This is a genomic window from uncultured Fibrobacter sp. (genome assembly GCF_946062555.1).
Classification (GTDB): domain Bacteria; phylum Fibrobacterota; class Fibrobacteria; order Fibrobacterales; family Fibrobacteraceae; genus Fibrobacter.
On sequence record NZ_CAMGVQ010000062.1, the window covers coordinates 1 to 19679 of the forward strand.

Genomic DNA, 19679 nt, shown 5'->3' on the forward strand with positions numbered 1-19679 from the left:
ACCGGAACCCGCTCCCGCACCCGAGCCCGCACCGGCTCCTGCCCCGGCACCGGAATCCACTCCTGCATCCGAGCCCGCCCAACAGGCTCCCGCAGCCCCGGCACCGGCCGACAACTTCGACGACTGGGAATAAAAAGAGAATTTGTTCTATATTCAGTAAACACCGGCTCTGTCGGTGTTTCTTTTTTTACGGAAGTTTCATTTTCTAAATTTGGCAATATGCCTACAAAGAAACCCAAAGTTTTTGTCGTTCATCTTGGATGTGCCAAGAACCAGGTCGATGCAGAAAACCTGGTCGGAGAAATGCTGCACGCCGGTTTTGCGACTTGCGATACGGCAGCCAAAGCGGATTACATCCTGGTGAACACCTGCGGTTTTATTGAAGCCGCCAAGGAAGAATCCATCAACGCGATTCTCGCACAAATTAACGGTAAAAAGCCGAAACAGAAACTGATTGTATCGGGATGCCTTTCGGGCCGCTACGGCGACGAACTAGTAAAGGAACTCCCCGAAGTCGATTACTGGGTCGGCACCTACAGGCCGGGCGAACTTTTGAAGAAGATGGGCGTCGTGGCACCGCAAACTTGCGATGCAGAGAACTTGCCGCGCATGAACCTGGGCGGATTCAAGCACCACGCCTACCTGAAGATTGCCGAAGGCTGCAACCGCCGCTGCGCCTACTGCGCCATCCCGCTTATCCGCGGCAAGCAGGTTTCCCGCAGTATCGAAGACATTGTTGCCGAAGCCAAGGAACTCGAAGCACAGGGCGTCCAGGAAATCACGCTCATCGCACAAGACACGACTTACTTCGGTCGCGAAAAGGGCAAGAAGGGCGGCACGCTCGCCCAACTTTTACGCGCCATTCTCGACAACACGAACATTCCGTGGATCCGTACGCTCTACTGGTACCCGATGTTCGTGGACGATGAACTTTTGGACCTGATGGCAAGCGAACCGCGCCTGGTGAAGTACGTGGACATGCCGATCCAGCACGCCAGCGACAACGTGCTCAAGAACATGAAGCGTAACTACCGCAAGAAGGAACTCGTGGACATTCTGCACAAGATCCGCGAGCGCATTCCGGGCGTTACGCTGCGTACCACGGTACTTGTGGGTTTCCCCGGCGAAACCCACGAAGACTTTGAAGAACTGATGGACCTTTTGGAAGACATCAAGTTCGATCACCTGGGCGGATTCGTGTTCAGCCCCGAAGAAGGCACGCCCGTGATGGAAATGGACTTGCCCGCGGTCGACGAGAGCGAGGCCCGCGCAAGGCTCGATGCCGTCACCGACCTGCAGGAAGAACTTGATGCCGAACACGCCGAGGCAATGATCGGAAAGACCGTCCGCGTTATTATCGACCAGGTTGCCGAAGAAAGCGAATACCACTTCTACGGACGCACCGAAGGCAACTCCATGGAGAACGACGACATCGTGAAGGTGCTCGAGGGTGACGCCGACGTGGGCGAATTCCGCGATGCGCTGGTGGTGGACGCCGAGCCGCACGAACTGATTGTGAAGCTGGTGTAGGATGCGATTGTACACAAACCTTCGGTTTGTGTACCTGCCCCTCGGCTCAGAAATAGGCAAGCTAGCTTGCCCGCTTCATTCGCCTTGCGGGGCAGTCGAACTTGCATTTTCATCTAAATCAAAAAGTATAAAAGGAATGCTCCCTAAGGGAGCATTCCTTTTATACCCTTGATGCGATTCGAACGCATGACCTTCAACTTCGGAGGCTGACACTCTATCCAACTGAGCTACAAGGGCGTGTGGCGCAAATATAGCAAAATGGGCCGGCATAGCCGGCCCATTCTCTCATTTAAACTCAAACCTTAGCGGCCCTCGCGTTCCCTGGCCTTTTCACGTTCACGGCGACGCTTTTCGGTGTCATCCGGGAAGAGTTCCGGCAGGGCATAGCCAATCGCAATGCCGAACACGATGCCCGTCTTGCTCATGCCGTCTTTGTTCACGACCTTGGAGCCCCATTCGCCGTTCCACATTCCTTCGATTTCCTTCTTGCGGAAACTCGGGTTGTCCGTGCTTTCATCACCTGTATTCGGGGTGCTGGCAAGCTTGGGCGCGTAATACATACCGATAGAGAACTGCAGGTAATACCATTCGTTGGTCAGGTAAGTAATGAGCGCATCAAACTGGAAACCGTTCACCTTGATCAAAGAACGAACATTGCCTTCCGGCTTGATGTCGTGGTCAAAATAGACTGTACCGTAAGAAACAGACAGGCCCAAATGGAGCGGGTTCTTGGGGAACAGATAATAGTTCAAGCCCACCTTGTAGCCCGTGCCGCCTTCAAGTTCCCATTCTTCGAAGTCATTGTCCGTTCCCTTGGGAAGGAAACCATAGGAGCCGTAAAGGGCAAAGTGGAAAGGCAGGATATATTCGAGACCAGCACCGATACCCATACCCATACCGGTTTCACCCATGATCGGATAACGGGAACCCATACCGATCTGGAAAATCAGACGGTTACGGAGCCAGTCGCGGCGACGCTCGGAGTTCGCGTATTCATCAAGACGCTGCTCTTCTTCAAACTTCTTGCGTTCGGCCATTTCGCGGCGCTGGGCGGCAGACATACCGACATCGGAGAAATCTTCTTCTTCGTCTTCGGAAGAAGCCATCGCAGCATGCGAACCGCCACCATCGGACGCCGAAACAAAACCATCATCGTCATCTTCTTGTTCAGAAGATGCGGCTGCAGGAGCGGATACGAAGCCTTCGTCATCAAAGTCGTCCTGAGCCCAGGACATGAAGGCGGTCAAACTCAAAGCCAAAAGTACTTTCTTAAACATTAAAAGCCTCAGATTATATAATCGCATTTGCGAATATAACTTTTAAGCGGACGTTTTGCAAAAAACAAAATGTAAAAAAAGCAAAAAACACTCCCATTTAAGATTTTTTGTAAGCAAAAATCCACAAAACTCCCGTTATTTTGCCTCCAGCAATTTTGCCTTGACGCTCCCGAGCGCAATTTCGCACTCCATGAGCACCGGAATCCGGCGATCGTCATCGGTCAACCAAATGAAAATCCGTCCCTTGGAAACGAAAATTCCATCTCCGTCGAGCACGGGTTCCACCTTGATGCAGGGAACCTTACCGAGTACACTTTCGACCGTTTCCTTTCCATGGACCAGCACCTTAAGATCATAACGCTTCTTGCCGCTCACCGCCGAAAAACGGCTCGTATCGCCGACCGTGAGGGGCATCGTGCGCACGTAGTAGAACGCCGACATGATGCTGTGCTCCATACCCTGGATGGCGACCGCAGTATCGGCGGAGCGCTTGACCTTGCGGGCCTTCATGTCAGTGAACACGGTGTCCGAAAGCCAGGCCTTTTCACCCTTGCGGTCGAAACGGATAACAGAGGTGTTGTGGAACGTGCCCTCGTGCAGGCGCTTGCGGAAGACTTCGGTCATGAGTCCCTTGTTACGCACGCGTGTGTACACCGTATCGTTTACCGGGTAGATTCGATTGATGGTCTTGTTGCCCGTCGCATGCGTCAAGAACTCCGTCTTGCCGCCAGCAATCGGCTTGACCTCGAGAGTCGCAGTACCTGCCGTAATGAACCCCCAACCAAGGCTGAAGGTCAGCTTTTCTCCCTTCATCCAAGGGGCGTTCACCTCGGGAAGGTTGGGCTCACCGGCGAAAGACGCCGCCACGAGGAACGCCGCTAAATAGATGAATATGCGAGAGAGAGAATGCACGATACTTATTCAAGGTTATGAGGTGTGAGGTCGGTCGCCTACGGCGCCCTTTGAGGAATGAGGTTATATAATCGCACCGCAGGCGCATGCTCAGAGGGAGCGGAACGCGATCGGCCTCAAAGCGAAGCGACATAAGAGCGCGAAGCGCGGCCTCAGACCTCTATGTCTCCCAGACTCTTGCGGTAGGCGATGAGCTTCTCGCGGACTGTGGGGTCTGCGATGGCGACGATGTGGGCGGCGAGGTAACCGGCATTCTTGCCGTTGCCGATGCCGACTGTCGCCACCGGGATTCCCGGGGGCATCTGCACGATGGAGTGCAGGGCATCGACGCCGTTGAGCGGGCCGCCGGCGCAGGGCAGGCCAATGACCGGAAGGATGGTGTGCCCTGCGAGCACGCCCGGAAGGGCTGCAGCGAGGCCAGCGACACCGATGAGAACCTGGAGGCCTCGCCCGGCGGCTTCGCGAGCATACTTCGCGGTGGCGTTCGGGGTGCGGTGTGCAGAGAGAATGTTGTATTCCCACGTGATGCCGAACTGGTCGAGCACAGCGGTGATTTTGTCTACAGTTTCCTGGTCGGACTTGCTACCCGCAACGATACCGACCTTTGCATTCGGAACTTCATTAATCTGCATTTTTCAGTTTCCTTGTAAAAATCATATAGTAGCTCCCGTCTCCCAAGTCATTCTCGACCGAAGGGAGGCCGGACAGCACTTGGTTACTTGTAACCTTAGTGCGCATGGTCCCCGGACGGGGAAAATCCAGTGCTGGTCCCCGTCGCAAACGCAAGAAAGAAACATAATGGATCTCCTACGCTTCGCTCCGAGGATGACAACACAGAACGCCCCGATTTGTCACCCTGGATTCTATCGCTACGCTCCAGAATGACAGCAGCGATAGGATCCACTACTTAGCCATCTTGGCGAGACGGGCGAGTCCCTTCTTGCCGATGTCCTTGCGGTAGAACTTGCCTTCGAACTGAACCTTTTCGGCGGCTTCGTAAGCGATGTCGAGAGCGGCCTGGAGCGTTTCGCCATGCCCCACCACGCCAAACACGCGGCCACCGTTCGTGACCAGCTTGCCATCGACCATCTTGGTACCGGCATGGAGCACCTGGGCGCCGTTCTTTTCGGCTTCTTCGATACCCGTCACGACCTTGCCCTTTTCGTAAGAGCCCGGATAACCCTTGCTTGCGAGCACGACGATGGCGGAACTGCCCTTCGGGGCCTTCGGGGCACCGAGTTTCGCGAGTTCGCCCTTTTCGGCAGCGTCGAACAACGCGAGCACATCGCCGTCGTAGAGCGGAAGCACAATCTGGCATTCAGGGTCGCCGAGGCGGCAGTTGTATTCCACGACCTTCGGGCCCTTCGCAGTCACCATGATGCCCACGTAGAGCACGCCCGTGTAAGGCTTGCCTTCGGCGGCCATGCCCTTGAGGGTCGGTTCGATAATCGTTTTCTTCACGACCTCGAGGAGAGCGTCCGTGACTACCGGAGCCGGGCTGTAGGCGCCCATACCACCCGTGTTCGGGCCCTTGTCGTCGTCAAAGACGCGCTTGTGGTCCTGGGCAGAAGAGAGAATCACATAGTCCTTGCCGTCGCAAACCACGAAGATGGAGGCTTCTTCGCCGTCCATGAATTCTTCAATCACGACCGTCTTGCCGGATTCGCCGAAGACCGCCTTGTCGCCGAGCATTTCTTCCACAGCGTCGTTTGCTTCTTTGTCGGTCATGCAGACGATGGCGCCCTTACCCGCAGCGAGGCCCGACGCCTTCACCACGATCGGAGCCGGGTGTTCGGCAAGGAACTTCTTGGCGGAAGCGAGATCGGTGAAGGTCTCGAAGGCTGCCGTCGGCACGTTATACTTCTTCATGATATCCTTGCTGAAAGCCTTGGAGCCTTCGAGCGCGGCAGCAGCCGCAGTCGGGCCGAAAGCGCGCAGCCCGCGACGGCGGAATTCATCCACCACGCCGGCGACCAGCGGAATTTCGGGGCCGATGACCGCGAGGTCAATCTTTTCGGCAACCGCGAGGTCAGCGATCGCCTTCGGGTCGGCCACATCGACCGGCACGCACTTGCCGAGGTTTGCCATGCCCGGGTTGCCCGAAGCGCACACGAGAGTGTCGCACAGCGGCGACTTCTTGACTGCAAGAGCGATGGCATGTTCGCGACCACCGCTACCAACGACGAGAATATTCATAAGCGAGTCCTTATACTTGTACGGGGGATAATGTAGAAAAATGCAGGGAGCGAGAAAAAAGCTCTCATGCGAAAATCAAGCTTTCACTTTATCGACCATCCAAAACGATTTGACCACCTATTTGATTATCTATTCGACCACCTTAAAATCGACCGTACAAGTTCCATTATTTCTTCGCAATGGCTTTTTACGTTCCTGCTTCAACTTTTTGGCACTGATTTTGGGCGTGGGGAGGTTTTCTGGCATTGTTCCGCCAAGTTCGGCAATCGTCTGGCGAACTTTTTTGCCAACAGCATAATGTGTTTCGTTTGCCTGCTCCTTCCCCTTGATGTTTTCACGACGGAGTTTGTCATCTGTCTGGGTGATGCGGAACAAGTTCGCCGCAAGTTCGGTAGCACCCATGTGGTCCAGGATCTGTTCGTTTTTCTTGAGTCCCTTGCGCTTGTGAATATCCTTCATTCCCAACCCATTGTAAAGTCCCTGGTAACCGCGATTCTAGAACACAGCGTAATCTACGGGAGTTTCAACACCGGCCGCCTTTGCAGAACTGGCAAGGAATTTGTTGCGAATGGTCACTTCGTCACGAATCGCCAGGCGTTTTTCGTCTTCCGAAAGCTGTGCCGCAGAATCCGAAATTTCTTTCTGCCGGGTTTTAACGGCAAAATACGTTTGACCCAGGGCAATCACTTCTTTGCGGGGGTCTCCGTTCATCACAATCAAGTAACAAGCGTAACGGGAAAGCTTGTAGCTATCCATTTTTCTTTCTGCACCACTTCCGATATTGACCATCTCGCTCACGTGGGCGAAATGGTTTCCTTCATCAAAGCCGGTTTTCCGACATGCTTCGATAGCCTTTCTTATCACGGGTAAGAACTTGCCATATTCGGTATATTCTAAGGCTTTTTGCAATTCCCTTGCAATACGGCAAAGCCAAATAAAGCAAAAGCGCATCATTCCTTTCTACGGAATGACGCGCATGAGTGTAATGTACCTAATATCGCAAAAGTTGGCACAAATGCGTAAGGCGAGTGTCGCAGCCATGCTTGCATGGATATGACCGAGCCTAGCATTTGGCGCTTGCGCAACGGGCTTAAGGAAATTTTACACTAGGCTGCGCTGCAGTTGATCGGAAATTCCGAACAGCTGACGAGACTAAATTTTTTCCAATTCGTCTCTCATGGCGGGGCGATTCTTGAACCGCGACAGCCAAGATATTTTCAGCCGGTTGACTTCCGGGAGGCCGCCTTCGTACTTGAGTAGCTCGCCCGCTTCACGGACAACATTCCTGTATTCCTTACGATTGCTGGCACGCTCCATCGCACCATCCAGATATTCCACGAACATCTTGACAAATTCTGCACTGTACTTGGGGCACAGCGCCTTTCCGTAACGCTTGAAATAAAAAAAACTCGGCCCAATTGAAAACACCCTGCAAAAAGTCGCATAGAGTTCATCCGTCATGTTTTCGTACGCAAGGACATCCATCAAAAATTCCCGTTTGGTAATCGAATTCAACAATTCAACCAGAGCGACTTTCCACTGTTGCTTTGGAACAAAGTCCTTATACTCCTTGTAAAAATCCATTCTGGATTGCGCAACGACCATTGTTTTCAGCATGTCGCCAAACTTTTCTGTCTGGCCCGTCGCACGGTACATTTCCTTCAACTTGGCATGGACCTTTTCTGCAAGCCCCGACCAGTTTTTATGCGTGTCCAGCAAGTGCTTTAGGCAATTCTCGGCTTCTTCGAATTTCGATTCTTCCACCAAAATATCGAACAGCAAAAAGGCGGAATCCGTAAATGTCGCGTAGCCGGCAAGATATTTCTTGACTTCGGAATTGTCCATTTTCAGCTTACGCATTACGGTAGCGCGTGAACGGGCCCAACCCCCTATGCGGTACGAGCGGAAACTGTCACTCTGTTTTTCACTTTCGATAATCTTGTCGAAATACTTGAGTTTCGCCTTCAGGTCGGTCACACTGTTGAACGCCTCGTTGTACACGCCCCACAGTTCGTCATCCACAAGCCACATTTCCGTCTTCAGGATGTTGTTTTCTATCCACTTGCGGCATTCGTTAACGACATCGGCCGACGCCGTATTCAGGAAAAGCATCCAAAGATTCTTGAATTCCGGCAGAAGAATCGACATTTCGCCGTTCGAGTCGTCAATATTCAGGTTCCCGAGCTTTTTCGTGAAATGGACCAGGACCTTCTTGGCGCCGTCATTGTTTACAAACAGGCGAAGCCTTTCGATTCGTTCGAAAAGATTCAGCATGTCGTTCATGAAATAGCGCGCGTCGCGGTAAGCGATAAGCCCACCGTCGCGATACCTGCGGACGATGCTGTCGAACTGGGCGGTAAGATCTTCAAGTTTTAGTGGTTGCATTTTTCACTTTCCAGTATCCGTTTTTTCTTGCTCCGACTCTTTCTACCAACTTTTTCTCTTTCAAATGAGCGAATATACGTTCAGCTTGTCTTAAACTAATCGAGAGTTTTTCGGATACCTCTACTGCGGATATATGGGAATTCTCGACAATCAGCCCAATTACCTTTTGCTCATTTATACCGACATTTATACCGACATTTATACCGACATCTCCCCCCTCAGTTGCCTCATTTTCGCTAATCATGGCACTTTTCAAAGCACTAAAATAAATTCGCAACCCATTTCCAACTATCTCGTACTTGGGCAAGTCTGCTCCAAGTTCCCTGCACGCATCGCAAATTTTTTCGATGCCACGACCCCAGTTTTCAATATACCCCGCACGGTAGAACACGTTGGCGATATCGGGATTGTAGGGAATGGAATCATGCGGGTTCATCAACGTTTCCGCAGTCCACCCATCCGGTAAAACGCATCGGTTGCTTACGATGATGGATTCGTTTTCCACCCGTATCTGAACGGGGCTACCGAACATATAGCAGTTATGAACAATCGCGTTATACACAGCCTCGCGAATCGCGTTGCGTGCATAAGGATATGTTTCCACACGACGGTCGTGTTCGTAGGTAATTTTCGCCTTGAGATATTTAAGATAAATAACGTCAATGACTTTATCTGCGATTTTAATGAGAGAATCTTCAATGGTATCCTGATACTGCAAATCGGCGCCATCGCCAAATCGGCCTATTTTCACATAGCTTCCGTTTTGAACTCGGCTTGGATCACTATAGAATAGCAATACGGCAGAACGCTTAAGTTTTTCGCCTTCCATAAGATGGAGCTTTTTCAACAAGTCCTCATTGGGGATGTCCAAGTCTTCTTGTCTCATGCGATTACTTCTAAGAGCCTCGCGTCTAAAAATCTTGAAACTTTCATCATCCAAGTCTTCAACGCGAATATCTTCGACAACAGCGTCTTCCCAACGGACTCCAGTTTTCTTCGCAATGAATTCCGTAAGAGCAATGCCCGTCAGTTGTTGTTTGGTGGCTCCGCTTCTGTAATGAAATTCCCCGCGATAACTTACAGGGAAAGAACTCGGAACAACGATTATTTCAATATATTCCAAGCCATCTTTTTCTTTCTTGTTTACTTCGGTGACAATACCGAGACTTGTTTGAATCTTGTTGGGAATATCTTCCAAGAGTCTTTTTATGTTCGAGACCCCGCAGACTTTGCCGTTGTCATCCACGCCAATATACAGCTTGCCGCCCTGGGCATTGGCAAACCCACAAATCCACTTGAGGTATTCGTCTCTCCATGACGACTTGTATTCTATGCTCTGGCTCTCTGACATAAACGACCTCAATATTCTTATCATGTCAAATATAACTCCATCCACTTGACACAAAGTGACAAAATGCAACTATTTACCGAGGCTTTTCAGTTTTTTCTAATCCTAATTCACCATATACGCTTTCAATTTACTTTCAAGTTGTTCGCGTTCGTTGCTTCCCTTGGTGGAAAATCTCACATAATCAATGCCATATCGCTCTAATATACAATCTTTCATACGATCGCGTTCTGCCTGAACAGATTCTTGCTTATGGAAATTCGCTCCATCAATTTCAATTGCCAAAACAGGCGTTTTTGAAATACGGTTCGTAATGAGAAAGTCAATATGCGTTGAAGGATGTTTGGCATAACTGAGCAACGCCTGATTATCCGCTATTTTTGAAAAATCTCGAATTAGATGATTCATTGGATACTCAAAGAACACATCTAAACTTGGACAAAATTTCAAGACATCACGAATCATTCTGTACGCAATGTTTTCCGAAGGATATTTCGAGATACTTTCCATATTCCTGAAATTCGTGCAGCACTTTTGACTGAACAAGACATCGAAAATGGAGTAAACCTTACTTTCTACAGACTCTCCTGCATTGTATTGAATGTAGCCAATTAGGTCATCAAGAATACTACCCTTTGGCTGTTCCTGTTTGGAAGCAACCAATATAAACTTATTCTTTGCTCTTGAAACAGCCACATTTATTATCTGCGGATCTCCGGAGAATTCAGTCAGAACATTATCTACCGTTGAGAAAATTATCACATCCTTCTCACGGCCTTGAAACTTATGAATGGTCGATATATCAATGTTCGGAACAATCTTTCTTAATTCATTACACTGTTTGTTATAAGGAGAAATTATCCCTACATCGGTCGTTTTGAGTGTTGGCATCACTTCTCGAGCAATCGCTTCAATCTGTTTCTGGTTGACATTATTTTCTCGACTAGTCGGAGCCGTCCAATGAATTACCAGCGGATTTTGTTCTGTATTGTTAGAAAGAACAACCAGCTGATTGTCATAGAATTTCTGATTACAAAACTCAATAATCTTCGGGTGGCAACGATAATGTTCTTTCAACAAAGTTTTAGCTGCTTCGGGAATAAAGCGACTAATAGAATCCAAGAAACTCACATCTGCACAGTTATACATCTGAGGCACTTTATGCTTTTCAAAAATTTCTTGATACTTTTCTTTTTCTTCTCTTGTCGTCACCTTTTCAAGTTGCTTACTATCGCCAACAATTACAGCATTCCTAGCACAAGAAATAGCTAACGCACCCGTAGCAATATCAACCTGCGAAGATTCATCCATAATCACATAGTCAAAAATTGCATTTGGACTAAGCGCACTCTTTGACGCAAACGTAGTGCTGAATATAATCGGGTAATCTTTAAGGAATTCACTCCATTTACGATACAAATCATCTTTTGTATATATGGTTTGTTCTTTTCTCAGATTAAACTTTCGGAAAAGATTCTCGTACAAAATTGATTTTGAAAAGCTCTGCAAATCAGACGCGGCATGCTCATTAGCCTTTACAGAATTTTCCAAAGACTTAATGCGATTTCCATATTCAGCCAATCGAATTATAAAACAGAAATTTTCAAGACTTGCTATAATCGCAGCAACATCACCCTTGAGAAATTTCCAATTAAAAAGACCCTTAACAAAACGCAGCCAAAAACGAGTAAAAAAAGACAGTCTGTTTCTTGACGGGTTATTCTTAAGATTTGATTCTAGTAGGCTTCTAACGGATTCTATATCGAATAGATTCAGATCATTTCGATTTTCAATGGAGTAGTCTGAAATTCCCAATTCATCTAGATATTCCTTAAAATGCTCATAATTCACTCTCGCATTTTCGAATTCCGTCTTTACACGAGCCAACTCATTCTGCTCACTAAAAAGCCGCTTAGCATCGGAAATTTTCTTTAATATGTTCTTTTGCCACGAAGCGAGACTAGGACGATTTTTTTCTATGGGAAGTTCCAATTTTCTAGGCTTTTGCGACTCAATAAAAGCTGTCTTATTTTCATCTTTACCAAGCATAGCCGAAAGAAAGTCTAATTTATATTGAGATAATTTCTCTTGGACGTTCTTTATGGCGCTGTTATTGTTGGATACGACTAACGCGGTCTTCCCTTGAATCAGCAAGTTGGCCAGGATATTTAAAATCGTCTGTGTTTTACCAGTTCCTGGAGGACCTTGAATTAGGCTAATTGTATATTTGAACGCATTTTGAACTGCATTGATTTGGCTGAGGTTGCAACCAAACGGAAAAACAAGAGTTCGCGTTTCTGTAGTCTGCAAGTTCTTTTGAACGCCGGACTTCAAATAGAGAGCCAACGCGGTATCTTCGCCTTCGTAGATTCCTTTTATTTTATCATATTGCTTTTGCAATAAGGAGGCATCCGTTTTCTTATTATCATTTTCACAAAACTCTTGAACCAACAAGGGATTATTTGCAGCAACATCTTTCAAATAATTCAAGACGGCACTTTGAAAAGCATCCCTCGTTTCGTTTAGGACCTTCAATTCATCATATTTATAGGTTTTAGCCTTATCCTTGAAAACGACATGCCAATATTTTTTGTTCGTTTTGGCATCGCAGAATTCAAAGATGTTTTCAATATTGTAAAGTTCAATGCCATTTACTGAAATCTTCTGTTTTTTGAAATCATGCTGACAAGGGTTATTTAGACAAACAACATTACCGGCACTATATTCATAAGCACTACCATTCCGAAAAACAACCTTACATTTCCGGCTAGCATCATCAAAGGAAAGAGTTTCCACCTCTTCCGTCTTAATTTCACCTTTGATTAATACGAGAACTTCGCGCGGGTTCATAACTAGATGGAATAATCACCAAATAGAGTTAAAATTGTCAACAGGACCTTCTCGACTCCTTCAGTCTTGAACTGGACTTTGGAATAGAATGTACCAGAGGAAGTGAAGAGCATGGGGGAAGTACCGTTTTGTTATGGAACGATAGAAATTTACAGGTAAGTTACGCGACCAGCATCATCTATCGCAATCACTTTTTGCTTTTGCAATTGGCTTACAACACCATCAATTTCTTCATCAGTAATTCCACCTCGAAAATTGAACATATCCTTAATAAAACTGGTTAAAGATTTTCTTTTCCCGGGCTTCGACTTTCGAATTCGTTCAACAATATTTGGAAATTCTGCGGCAAGCTTCGCCGTAGATGAATTCTGTTCCTCCTCTTCTTTTCGTGCCATCTGCAACATCGACTGTGCAAGATGAAGTTTATCACGATAAGAAAGAGATTTAGCTAAAGATTCAATTTCTTGATATGTCATCAGATATTTCCTCTAAAAAAGTTTATAACTCTACAATTTCCATTTCTTCGTTCAATGCGCTTTCTTGATTCTGAATATCATAATTCATTCTAAAATAGACACATTCTTTTGGAGGATTATTTTCATTCAATGGGTTTCTAGGCGTACCCACAGTTTTATACCGAGAACAGATGTATTCTCCATTCCAACCAACCTTTAAATAGCAGCACAATCGACACAAACACAATTCCTTCTGCAACGCCTTGTAGCGGAAAAGCAGGAAAACATATCGTCAATAAAACCTGTTGTTTTTGTAAAGACTCCTTCCCTTAAAATATTTGTTCTATTATGACTGGAATGTATTTCCGTACATTTGACCAAACCTATATGAATCTTCCCGCTCGCATAAATCGTATATTTCAGAACTTCATTTTGAATTTCTCTTGGTTCAGCCTTTTCTTTGGAGTCCTGATTAAAACCCAAGAAGTGGACGTTCTCAAAACCATTCAGCCCTTTTTCCAATTGACAGATATCTTTTTCATTATGAACCGTAACATCAATTAAGCGACGTGGAGTTTCAAGTTCAAGATCAAAATTTTCCGTATTGACTCGAACTTCTATGGAATCCTTTAATATGTCATCTCTATAAAAGACCAAATCAGTCCGATATAGAACATCACCGAATTTATAATCTTTTTCGCATTTGAGATAGCGATGCGCTTTCAAATCATATTGTTGAGTTATAGGGGCTTTACAATCCTGATTACACGGGCATTTTTCCGCCTGTTTACAAGAACGATATTGGGGTACTTCAATTATAAATTTCGGGGAATCAACGAACGCTTGATGAATCGCAGCAACTGCAGTACTCCTCAAATACATTTCATCATCACAAGAAGAGTCCTCCGTTACATGAGCAAATGAGTAATTGCTATTATCATCAACATTCAAAAAAACTTCTTTGTCGCAATTCGGGCAACAATAAGAATGCTTAATCGCGTCAAATTCTTCAGGAACTCTGAAATCAATCAGCTTGCCAACATCATCAATAGCAAAATGACGTACTACTTTTTCATCATCAGTATCAACCTCATCTTTCTTCTGAGAATTACGCTCAAAAGACGCATGTTCTGCCAAGCCTATGCCATATTGTTCGCTATATATCCATTTTCTATTTTCAGAACTCTGCGTGATAAACTCACGCAGTTTTTCTTTATCCTGTTCACAATCTTTCAAGTCAATTTCAATACAATCAATACGAGCCGAAACAATCTTGCCCGCCTTTTGAGCATCAACTTCATGAGAGCGCTTGAATTCAATCCAAATGATTCTATCGCCATAATAGCCTACACAATCAGGCCTTAGCTTCAAATCAGGAAAGATTCTTTCCGTTTCCACTTTGTCAAATCGTAATCCGCCTGCATTATCGGGAAGCACAACGCATAAGGATTCTTTCAAAATCTCCTTTGCCAAACAATGTATTGCCGATTCAACAGCACCAACGCAATCAGCCCCATCTTTATGCGCAAAATGATGAGCTCTTGCATTGCCACCATTTTTAGCCTGAAGCGGACTTTCACAACGGGGGCATTTGCAACCACAAGAAAAGCCATTCGGTACACTATCAATGTGTACCGGTTTCCCATTTGCATCTAGAGCGTAAATGAGATTTGGCTTTGGTTTCTTGAGGGGAGGAGACATTAGCCATCCTTAGGGCTGTCAATTAACCCCGATTCCAATTCGTTGATTGTCGGAATTAAGCCTTCAACTTTTGCAGGGTATAATTTTTCAAGTTCAAAATCCGAAATACCTATTGGTTGGTTACTCGATTCCAACGCATATTGGGCTAACAAGCGATCTTTACTCTTACAAATAAGCAGACCAATTGTAGGGTTATCCCCTTCACGCTTTAAAATGTGATTTGCGGAAACAACATATCCACCTAATTGACCTACATCTTGAAAATCGAATTCACCCATCTTAACTTCGATAACAACATAACATCTAAGAGTAAGGTGATAGAATAGCAAATCAATAAATTTTTCTTTTTTACCGACCTGCAGCCTATACTCCTTGCCCACATAGGCAAAACCAGACCCCAGCTCTATCAAGAAATTAGTGATATTGGAAAGTAAAGCCGATTTTAACTGTTTTTCGTTATACTCCTTTGTCACGCCGGCAAAAGCGAAACTATAAGGGTCCTTTGTAATTTCTTTCGCAAGATCGCTAGTTGGAGATGGTAATGTCTTCGAAAAATTGGTAATCGCCTTGCCCTGTCGCTCATATAGGTTTGAATCGATCCAATTCATAAGCGAAGAACGGCTCCACCCATTTTCAACAATCTGCCCTACAAAGAAAAGCGCTTTGGGCGGATTGTCAGAGAATTTATCAATGAGCAAACGATGGTGGCCCCATGGTACTTTAGGCAATTCTTCCGCAACTTGCGGAAATATTTGCGGATACAATTCTTCCGCAACTTGCGGAAACAATTTCTTGGGATCCGAATAAAGCTGATAAAATCGCTTTGCATATCTCAAATTCCCTTCTGTCAGCCCCTCCGCATCTGGTAATAACTTTCTTAAATCGCGGCTAAGAGTGGCATAAAATTTGGTGCCATACTTATTATCAATCTGCTTTTCGAAGATGTCCTTTCCAACGCTATAATAAAATTTCAACTGTTCCGAATTGATGTGAACAGAAGCCTTGATCAAATAGCTCTTATATCTTGATGACAACTGTTTGACCCATTCAAGATAATCCTTATCGAGAATGGTTAAAGATTGTTTTTGTCCGTTTTCACTTTTTCTACTCATGCAAGACCTCTCGCCCTAAATATACTCACAACCAGATGTCACAAAATGTCAAACCGCCGTTTTTCCGAAAAAAAATACGCATCCTCGTCTAAGAAATCGCCATTTTTCGTCCAATTTCGTCAATTTTCGTCTAAAGCTCGTCTAAGTTTCGTCTATAGAATTGCTATTTAGACGAAAATTTAAGCTTTTCAGGTCGATTATCCTTTCTTACGATTTTGCACACACGTATTCACTATTTCTACGAACGATCAAGGTTTGTTAAAATAACGCGTTCCTTGAGTTCCTTGTTAAACTGTTCAAGACGTTTTTTGAAGAATACTTCATAATCATCATTTGCAATTCCCCAATCAGCAAGCAACTCCTGAAAAGTCATTTCCGAATCGTCAGCATTTTCTTTGTTCGAAACGCAAATGAGATGAGTCTGTAGGGCAGTTTCCAATTTTTTATTCTTTTTGAATTCCTTGATGTATTTTGACGGCGCTTTATCCTGAATTTTTCGCTTGTTAAGGAAATCATCAACAATTGTAATATTGGCGATGTGATTGACAACAGAATCCTCAAAGCCACGTTTTTTCATATAGGCTTTAGGGAAGAAGTGATGGTAGTTTTTGCTATTGGCTTGTTTTAACCAGGAATTGTCTATAGTCACGAGACTGTTATCCAAGAAGGATTGCGGATGATGGCACGCTAACAGACAGAGCATACCCTTGATAAAAGCCGCTCCCGTTGAAAATCCACCATGAGATTTCAAAAAATCTTCCGAAATATCAATTGGCTCGTCGTAATCCGGCTTGTTTCCTGAAATAACAGCATCAATACGCTTGATATCTTACGCGAGCTTTGTTTCTGTTGCTGCAGAATATCTTGAAGTCAAAACGCAACGCCAGAAAAAATCCTGCATAAACATTTGCTGTTCTGCAATAGGTTTTTCTTTGTGTTTGTAGAAGTAATATGTAAAGGGAACAAGTAACGAATCATAGGGCATTAACTGGGACACCGGAATACGGAAGAACGAATGCATATAATCAACCGATTCCTTGAATGCATTAATGATATTATCCCATTCCTTAATAATCGAGAACTTATCCAATTTTAAAATATGTTTCTTTGCACACTCTCCAACAAGACAGGCGGACACAGCTTGTAGTACTACAGCACTCGAAATGGTTTCGAAATCAGATTTTTTGAGTTCATCTACAAGTTTTTCGTATTTCTCAGAAAGATCAAAGTTAGACGGAAGATCATAGGTTTTGGCAACCATAATTTCAAATACGGAAAGCCGTTTACCGCCTTCATTCAGTCGGGTGAAAATTTCTGTTGCAATTTCAATAGGAGCATCACTTACAGAGATTATAGAGAACTGATACCCTTTTACGGCCTGACTATATGCTTCGATTTTTTCACTATAATTTGGATGTGCTATTGCAACTTTGACTGTACTTCCTAACAAATCTGTAAAACGAACCAATGTATCAGCCGGCTTCTCCTCGACATTTCCAATAACAATAGGTTCGTCTTCTTTAGCCTCAAGATCCACATAGATTTCAGAGAAATCGTCGTTGCGGTCGTCATCGTTTATTTTCAAACCTCTCATGGCAACATACAAGCTGGTCATACGTTGTTGACCATCCAACACATACTGAATCATGTCGCCATCAGGGGGCTCCGGCAAGGAAATTCCACCGACATTACGAATAGAACGTAGACGTTCCCTAGTTTTCCAAAGAATAAAAGACCCTATGGGATAACCCTTGGTAATACTATCAAGAAGTTTGACAGTCATATCCAAAGACCAAACAAACTTTCTTTGAAACTGAGGAATTTTAACACGACCTGATTCGATGTTGTTAATCAGTTCGTTGTAATTTGAAGATTCTGGTTTTGCGTTAAACATAATTTGTCAGTTAAGTTAAAATGGGATTTTGAATTAAACTTTGGGAATGAAAAAATAAATATAACTTACTTAAACTTTTCAATGATTCTTTCTAGCCTATCGCATAGGTCGTCATAAGAAAGAATGTCAATTATATTAGCATACTTTTTCTTTATAACTTCCAAATCCAATTTTTTTTCAACATCCATGTTTGAATCAGTTCTTCCCAAGATAACAAACCCTTTAGGATTTGCAATTTTTATTTCTAGATTTGGAGGTAACTCTGATTGTCGATCTTTAGTTATTTTTTGTTCTAACGAAATTCCCATCTTGTTCATATTAAACAGGTATTTTTCCACCTGCATTATAGCCCCAGTCAATTCTCGTTTTGGAATATAGTTATCACGATATGGAATATCAGATATTATGCAACTAGAAAAAGGCTTCTTAATTTCAACCACATCACAGTAACCATTCACATCAACAAACAAATAATCCAAAAATCTATTTTTCTTTTGATAGGGGTCATATATTTCCACATTTGATAAAACCTTAACATACTTGGGATACAATAACAAAAGAATATCAACAATTGCATTTTGCCATTGTTTTTCGTTGTATTTCGCCTCTGGCTCATCAAGCATATTCTTTAACTTTTCTAAAATTTTTGTGTATTTATCTATTTCATATTCTTTAAAAAGATCAACTAATTCTTGTTTCTCCGACAAATCTAAATATGAATGTAGTCTAGCCTGTTTCGCTGCAATGTATTTATCATATTTTGCTTCATAATCTTCTACATTTTCAAAAACTTCGCTCAACACAGATTGAATCTTAGATAGGATATATCTATCTGTTTCTATTTTTGTCGGAAAACATTGAAGAATCGCATTAAACAAATCGTTTGATATCGCATTTTCGTGAGAACCACCAATCCATATAGGATCTTTGGTAATCATTGAAATCTGTAATAATACAGAATGATGTCTAAAAGAAAAAAACTCAATTTTTGGAGAAACCGTCTTTGAAACATAAATATCATTCTCAATGTCAAAGACTTCCTTTCTTATTTTATAATACTCATCATCAAACGAATTTGCTATTATAAACTCATATTCTATTTCCCCATTACTAGTTTCAATGCGATTAACGACATCCTCTTTTACAAAATTAAAAGTATGATAAATTCGAAAATCTTCATTATTGGCGATTTTTTCTTCTAACCAATCGTCATCAGATTTATAAACCAGGTTTATTGAATTCTGGTCTTTTTTTATTTTCAAATCATTCATCAGTGTCTGCCATCCTTTTATTGAAATTTTGAAATTCTATTTTTAATTACATTTTCATCATCTTCTTATAATGATCTTCATAGCCGGTTTCTTTAAAAACAAGCCTAAGCCCCTCTTTAAAGGAATCATAATCGAATTCCTTAATATCAAAAATATTTTGTCCAAGAGAATGAGATTCTCTATTGATATAACGATTGAATGCCTTAAATCGACTATCTTGCAATTCCGGTCGATTAAAAACATTATTTAGTTCCAATTTTTCAATAAACGAGAAAAAATATTCAATAATATTTCTCATACAATTTGCAATTAAAGCAGGGGAAGCATTGTCTTTGTCTTTTATTACAGCCCAATATGATTGATAATCGTTTTGAATTTCTCCATATTTCATTTCCGCTATTGAGCTACCTTTCTCTGTTTTTTTTATACGGAAAAGTTTTTGATTATAATCATCTTCTTTTCCCTTTCTTTTTACAATAGCCATTTCATAAAAAAAGTATAGACTATGCGTCAATAAGAATATTTGATCATATTTTGTTGTATTTTTATTTTTTTCATCTGCGTCTGTAAATTCTTGAATAATTAGACGCCCTACATTGTAAACATATATGTGAGATAAACTCGAAATGGGGTCATCTATAACAATGATTTTCTTTTTCGGAGAAGATTCTTTGCTAATAGCCCCTTTGCATCTTTCAATAAACTACCCTGCACTGAAAGTGCAGGGTTTTGTATGTCGTATGCGGAT

15 protein-coding genes, 1 tRNA gene and 1 pseudogene are annotated in these 19679 nt (G+C 43.9%); 1 reads left to right on the forward strand and 16 read right to left on the reverse strand.

What is annotated here, in order from left to right; all coding sequences use genetic code 11:
• The first annotated feature begins 219 nt into the window (after window positions 1-219).
• Window positions 220-1530 (forward strand): 30S ribosomal protein S12 methylthiotransferase RimO, encoded by a 1311-nt coding sequence (rimO, locus tag Q0P86_RS13995; RefSeq protein ID WP_295040282.1) that lies wholly within the window; start codon window positions 220-222, stop codon window positions 1528-1530.
• A gap of 163 nt (window positions 1531-1693) precedes the next feature.
• On the opposite strand, the gene Q0P86_RS14000 is transcribed toward rimO, so the two are convergent.
• The 16 genes and pseudogenes from Q0P86_RS14000 to Q0P86_RS14080 all read right to left on the reverse strand — a co-directional run bounded on the left by Q0P86_RS14000 (window position 1694) and on the right by Q0P86_RS14080 (window position 19631).
• Window positions 1694-1767 (reverse strand) — tRNA-Arg (locus Q0P86_RS14000).
• Window positions 1768-1832: 65 nt separating this feature from the next.
• On the reverse strand, window positions 1833-2807 hold the full coding sequence (locus Q0P86_RS14005) for a hypothetical protein (RefSeq protein WP_295040284.1): 975 nt from the start codon (window positions 2805-2807) through the stop codon (window positions 1833-1835).
• Between the two features lie 135 nt (window positions 2808-2942).
• On the reverse strand, window positions 2943-3719 hold the full coding sequence (locus tag Q0P86_RS14010; RefSeq protein ID WP_295040286.1) for a DUF3108 domain-containing protein: 777 nt from the start codon (window positions 3717-3719) through the stop codon (window positions 2943-2945).
• A 152-nt stretch (window positions 3720-3871) separates the two neighbouring features.
• The gene (gene purE / locus Q0P86_RS14015; protein WP_295040289.1) at window positions 3872-4351 is read right to left on the reverse strand and encodes a 5-(carboxyamino)imidazole ribonucleotide mutase; all 480 of its coding nucleotides are present in this window, start codon (window positions 4349-4351) and stop codon (window positions 3872-3874) included.
• A 271-nt stretch (window positions 4352-4622) separates the two neighbouring features.
• Window positions 4623-5915 carry a phosphoribosylamine--glycine ligase gene (purD, locus tag Q0P86_RS14020; RefSeq protein ID WP_295040291.1) on the reverse strand — a complete coding sequence of 431 codons (1293 nt, stop codon included), beginning with the start codon at window positions 5913-5915 and terminating at the stop codon, window positions 4623-4625.
• Between the two features lie 129 nt (window positions 5916-6044).
• Window positions 6045-6869: pseudogene (dinD, locus tag Q0P86_RS16945) on the reverse strand (DNA damage-inducible protein D).
• Window positions 6870-7067: 198 nt separating this feature from the next.
• Entirely contained in the window at window positions 7068-8300 is a 1233-nt protein-coding gene (locus Q0P86_RS14035) for a hypothetical protein (RefSeq protein ID WP_295040297.1), read from the reverse strand.
• On the reverse strand, window positions 8281-9651 hold the full coding sequence (locus Q0P86_RS14040) for an RNA-binding domain-containing protein (protein ID WP_295040299.1): 1371 nt from the start codon (window positions 9649-9651) through the stop codon (window positions 8281-8283). The genes Q0P86_RS14035 and Q0P86_RS14040 overlap by 20 nt, the downstream gene beginning before the upstream one ends.
• 102 nt (window positions 9652-9753) lie before the next feature.
• Complete coding sequence (locus Q0P86_RS14045) at window positions 9754-12498, reverse strand: AAA domain-containing protein (protein ID WP_295040301.1); 2745 nt, start codon at window positions 12496-12498, stop codon at window positions 9754-9756.
• A 149-nt stretch (window positions 12499-12647) separates the two neighbouring features.
• The gene (locus Q0P86_RS14050) at window positions 12648-12974 is read right to left on the reverse strand and encodes a hypothetical protein (protein ID WP_295040303.1); all 327 of its coding nucleotides are present in this window, start codon (window positions 12972-12974) and stop codon (window positions 12648-12650) included.
• Window positions 12975-13169: 195 nt separating this feature from the next.
• Window positions 13170-14654: a competence protein CoiA family protein gene (locus tag Q0P86_RS14055; RefSeq protein ID WP_295040305.1), complete on the reverse strand. Its 1485-nt coding sequence runs from the start codon at window positions 14652-14654 to the stop codon at window positions 13170-13172.
• Window positions 14654-15766: a PDDEXK nuclease domain-containing protein gene (locus tag Q0P86_RS14060; protein WP_295040307.1), complete on the reverse strand. Its 1113-nt coding sequence runs from the start codon at window positions 15764-15766 to the stop codon at window positions 14654-14656. The genes Q0P86_RS14055 and Q0P86_RS14060 overlap by 1 nt, the downstream gene beginning before the upstream one ends.
• Before the next feature lie 238 nt (window positions 15767-16004).
• The gene (locus Q0P86_RS14065) at window positions 16005-16517 is read right to left on the reverse strand and encodes a hypothetical protein (RefSeq protein ID WP_295040308.1); all 513 of its coding nucleotides are present in this window, start codon (window positions 16515-16517) and stop codon (window positions 16005-16007) included.
• Between the two features lie 78 nt (window positions 16518-16595).
• Complete coding sequence (locus tag Q0P86_RS14070; RefSeq protein ID WP_295040310.1) at window positions 16596-17660, reverse strand: DUF262 domain-containing protein; 1065 nt, start codon at window positions 17658-17660, stop codon at window positions 16596-16598.
• A 65-nt stretch (window positions 17661-17725) separates the two neighbouring features.
• Window positions 17726-18931: a Shedu immune nuclease family protein gene (locus Q0P86_RS14075; protein WP_295040312.1), complete on the reverse strand. Its 1206-nt coding sequence runs from the start codon at window positions 18929-18931 to the stop codon at window positions 17726-17728.
• 46 nt (window positions 18932-18977) lie between these two features.
• Window positions 18978-19631, reverse strand: a complete 654-nt coding sequence (locus Q0P86_RS14080; protein ID WP_367181822.1) for an AAA family ATPase — start codon at window positions 19629-19631, stop codon at window positions 18978-18980.
• Between the last annotated feature and the right edge of the window lie 48 nt (window positions 19632-19679).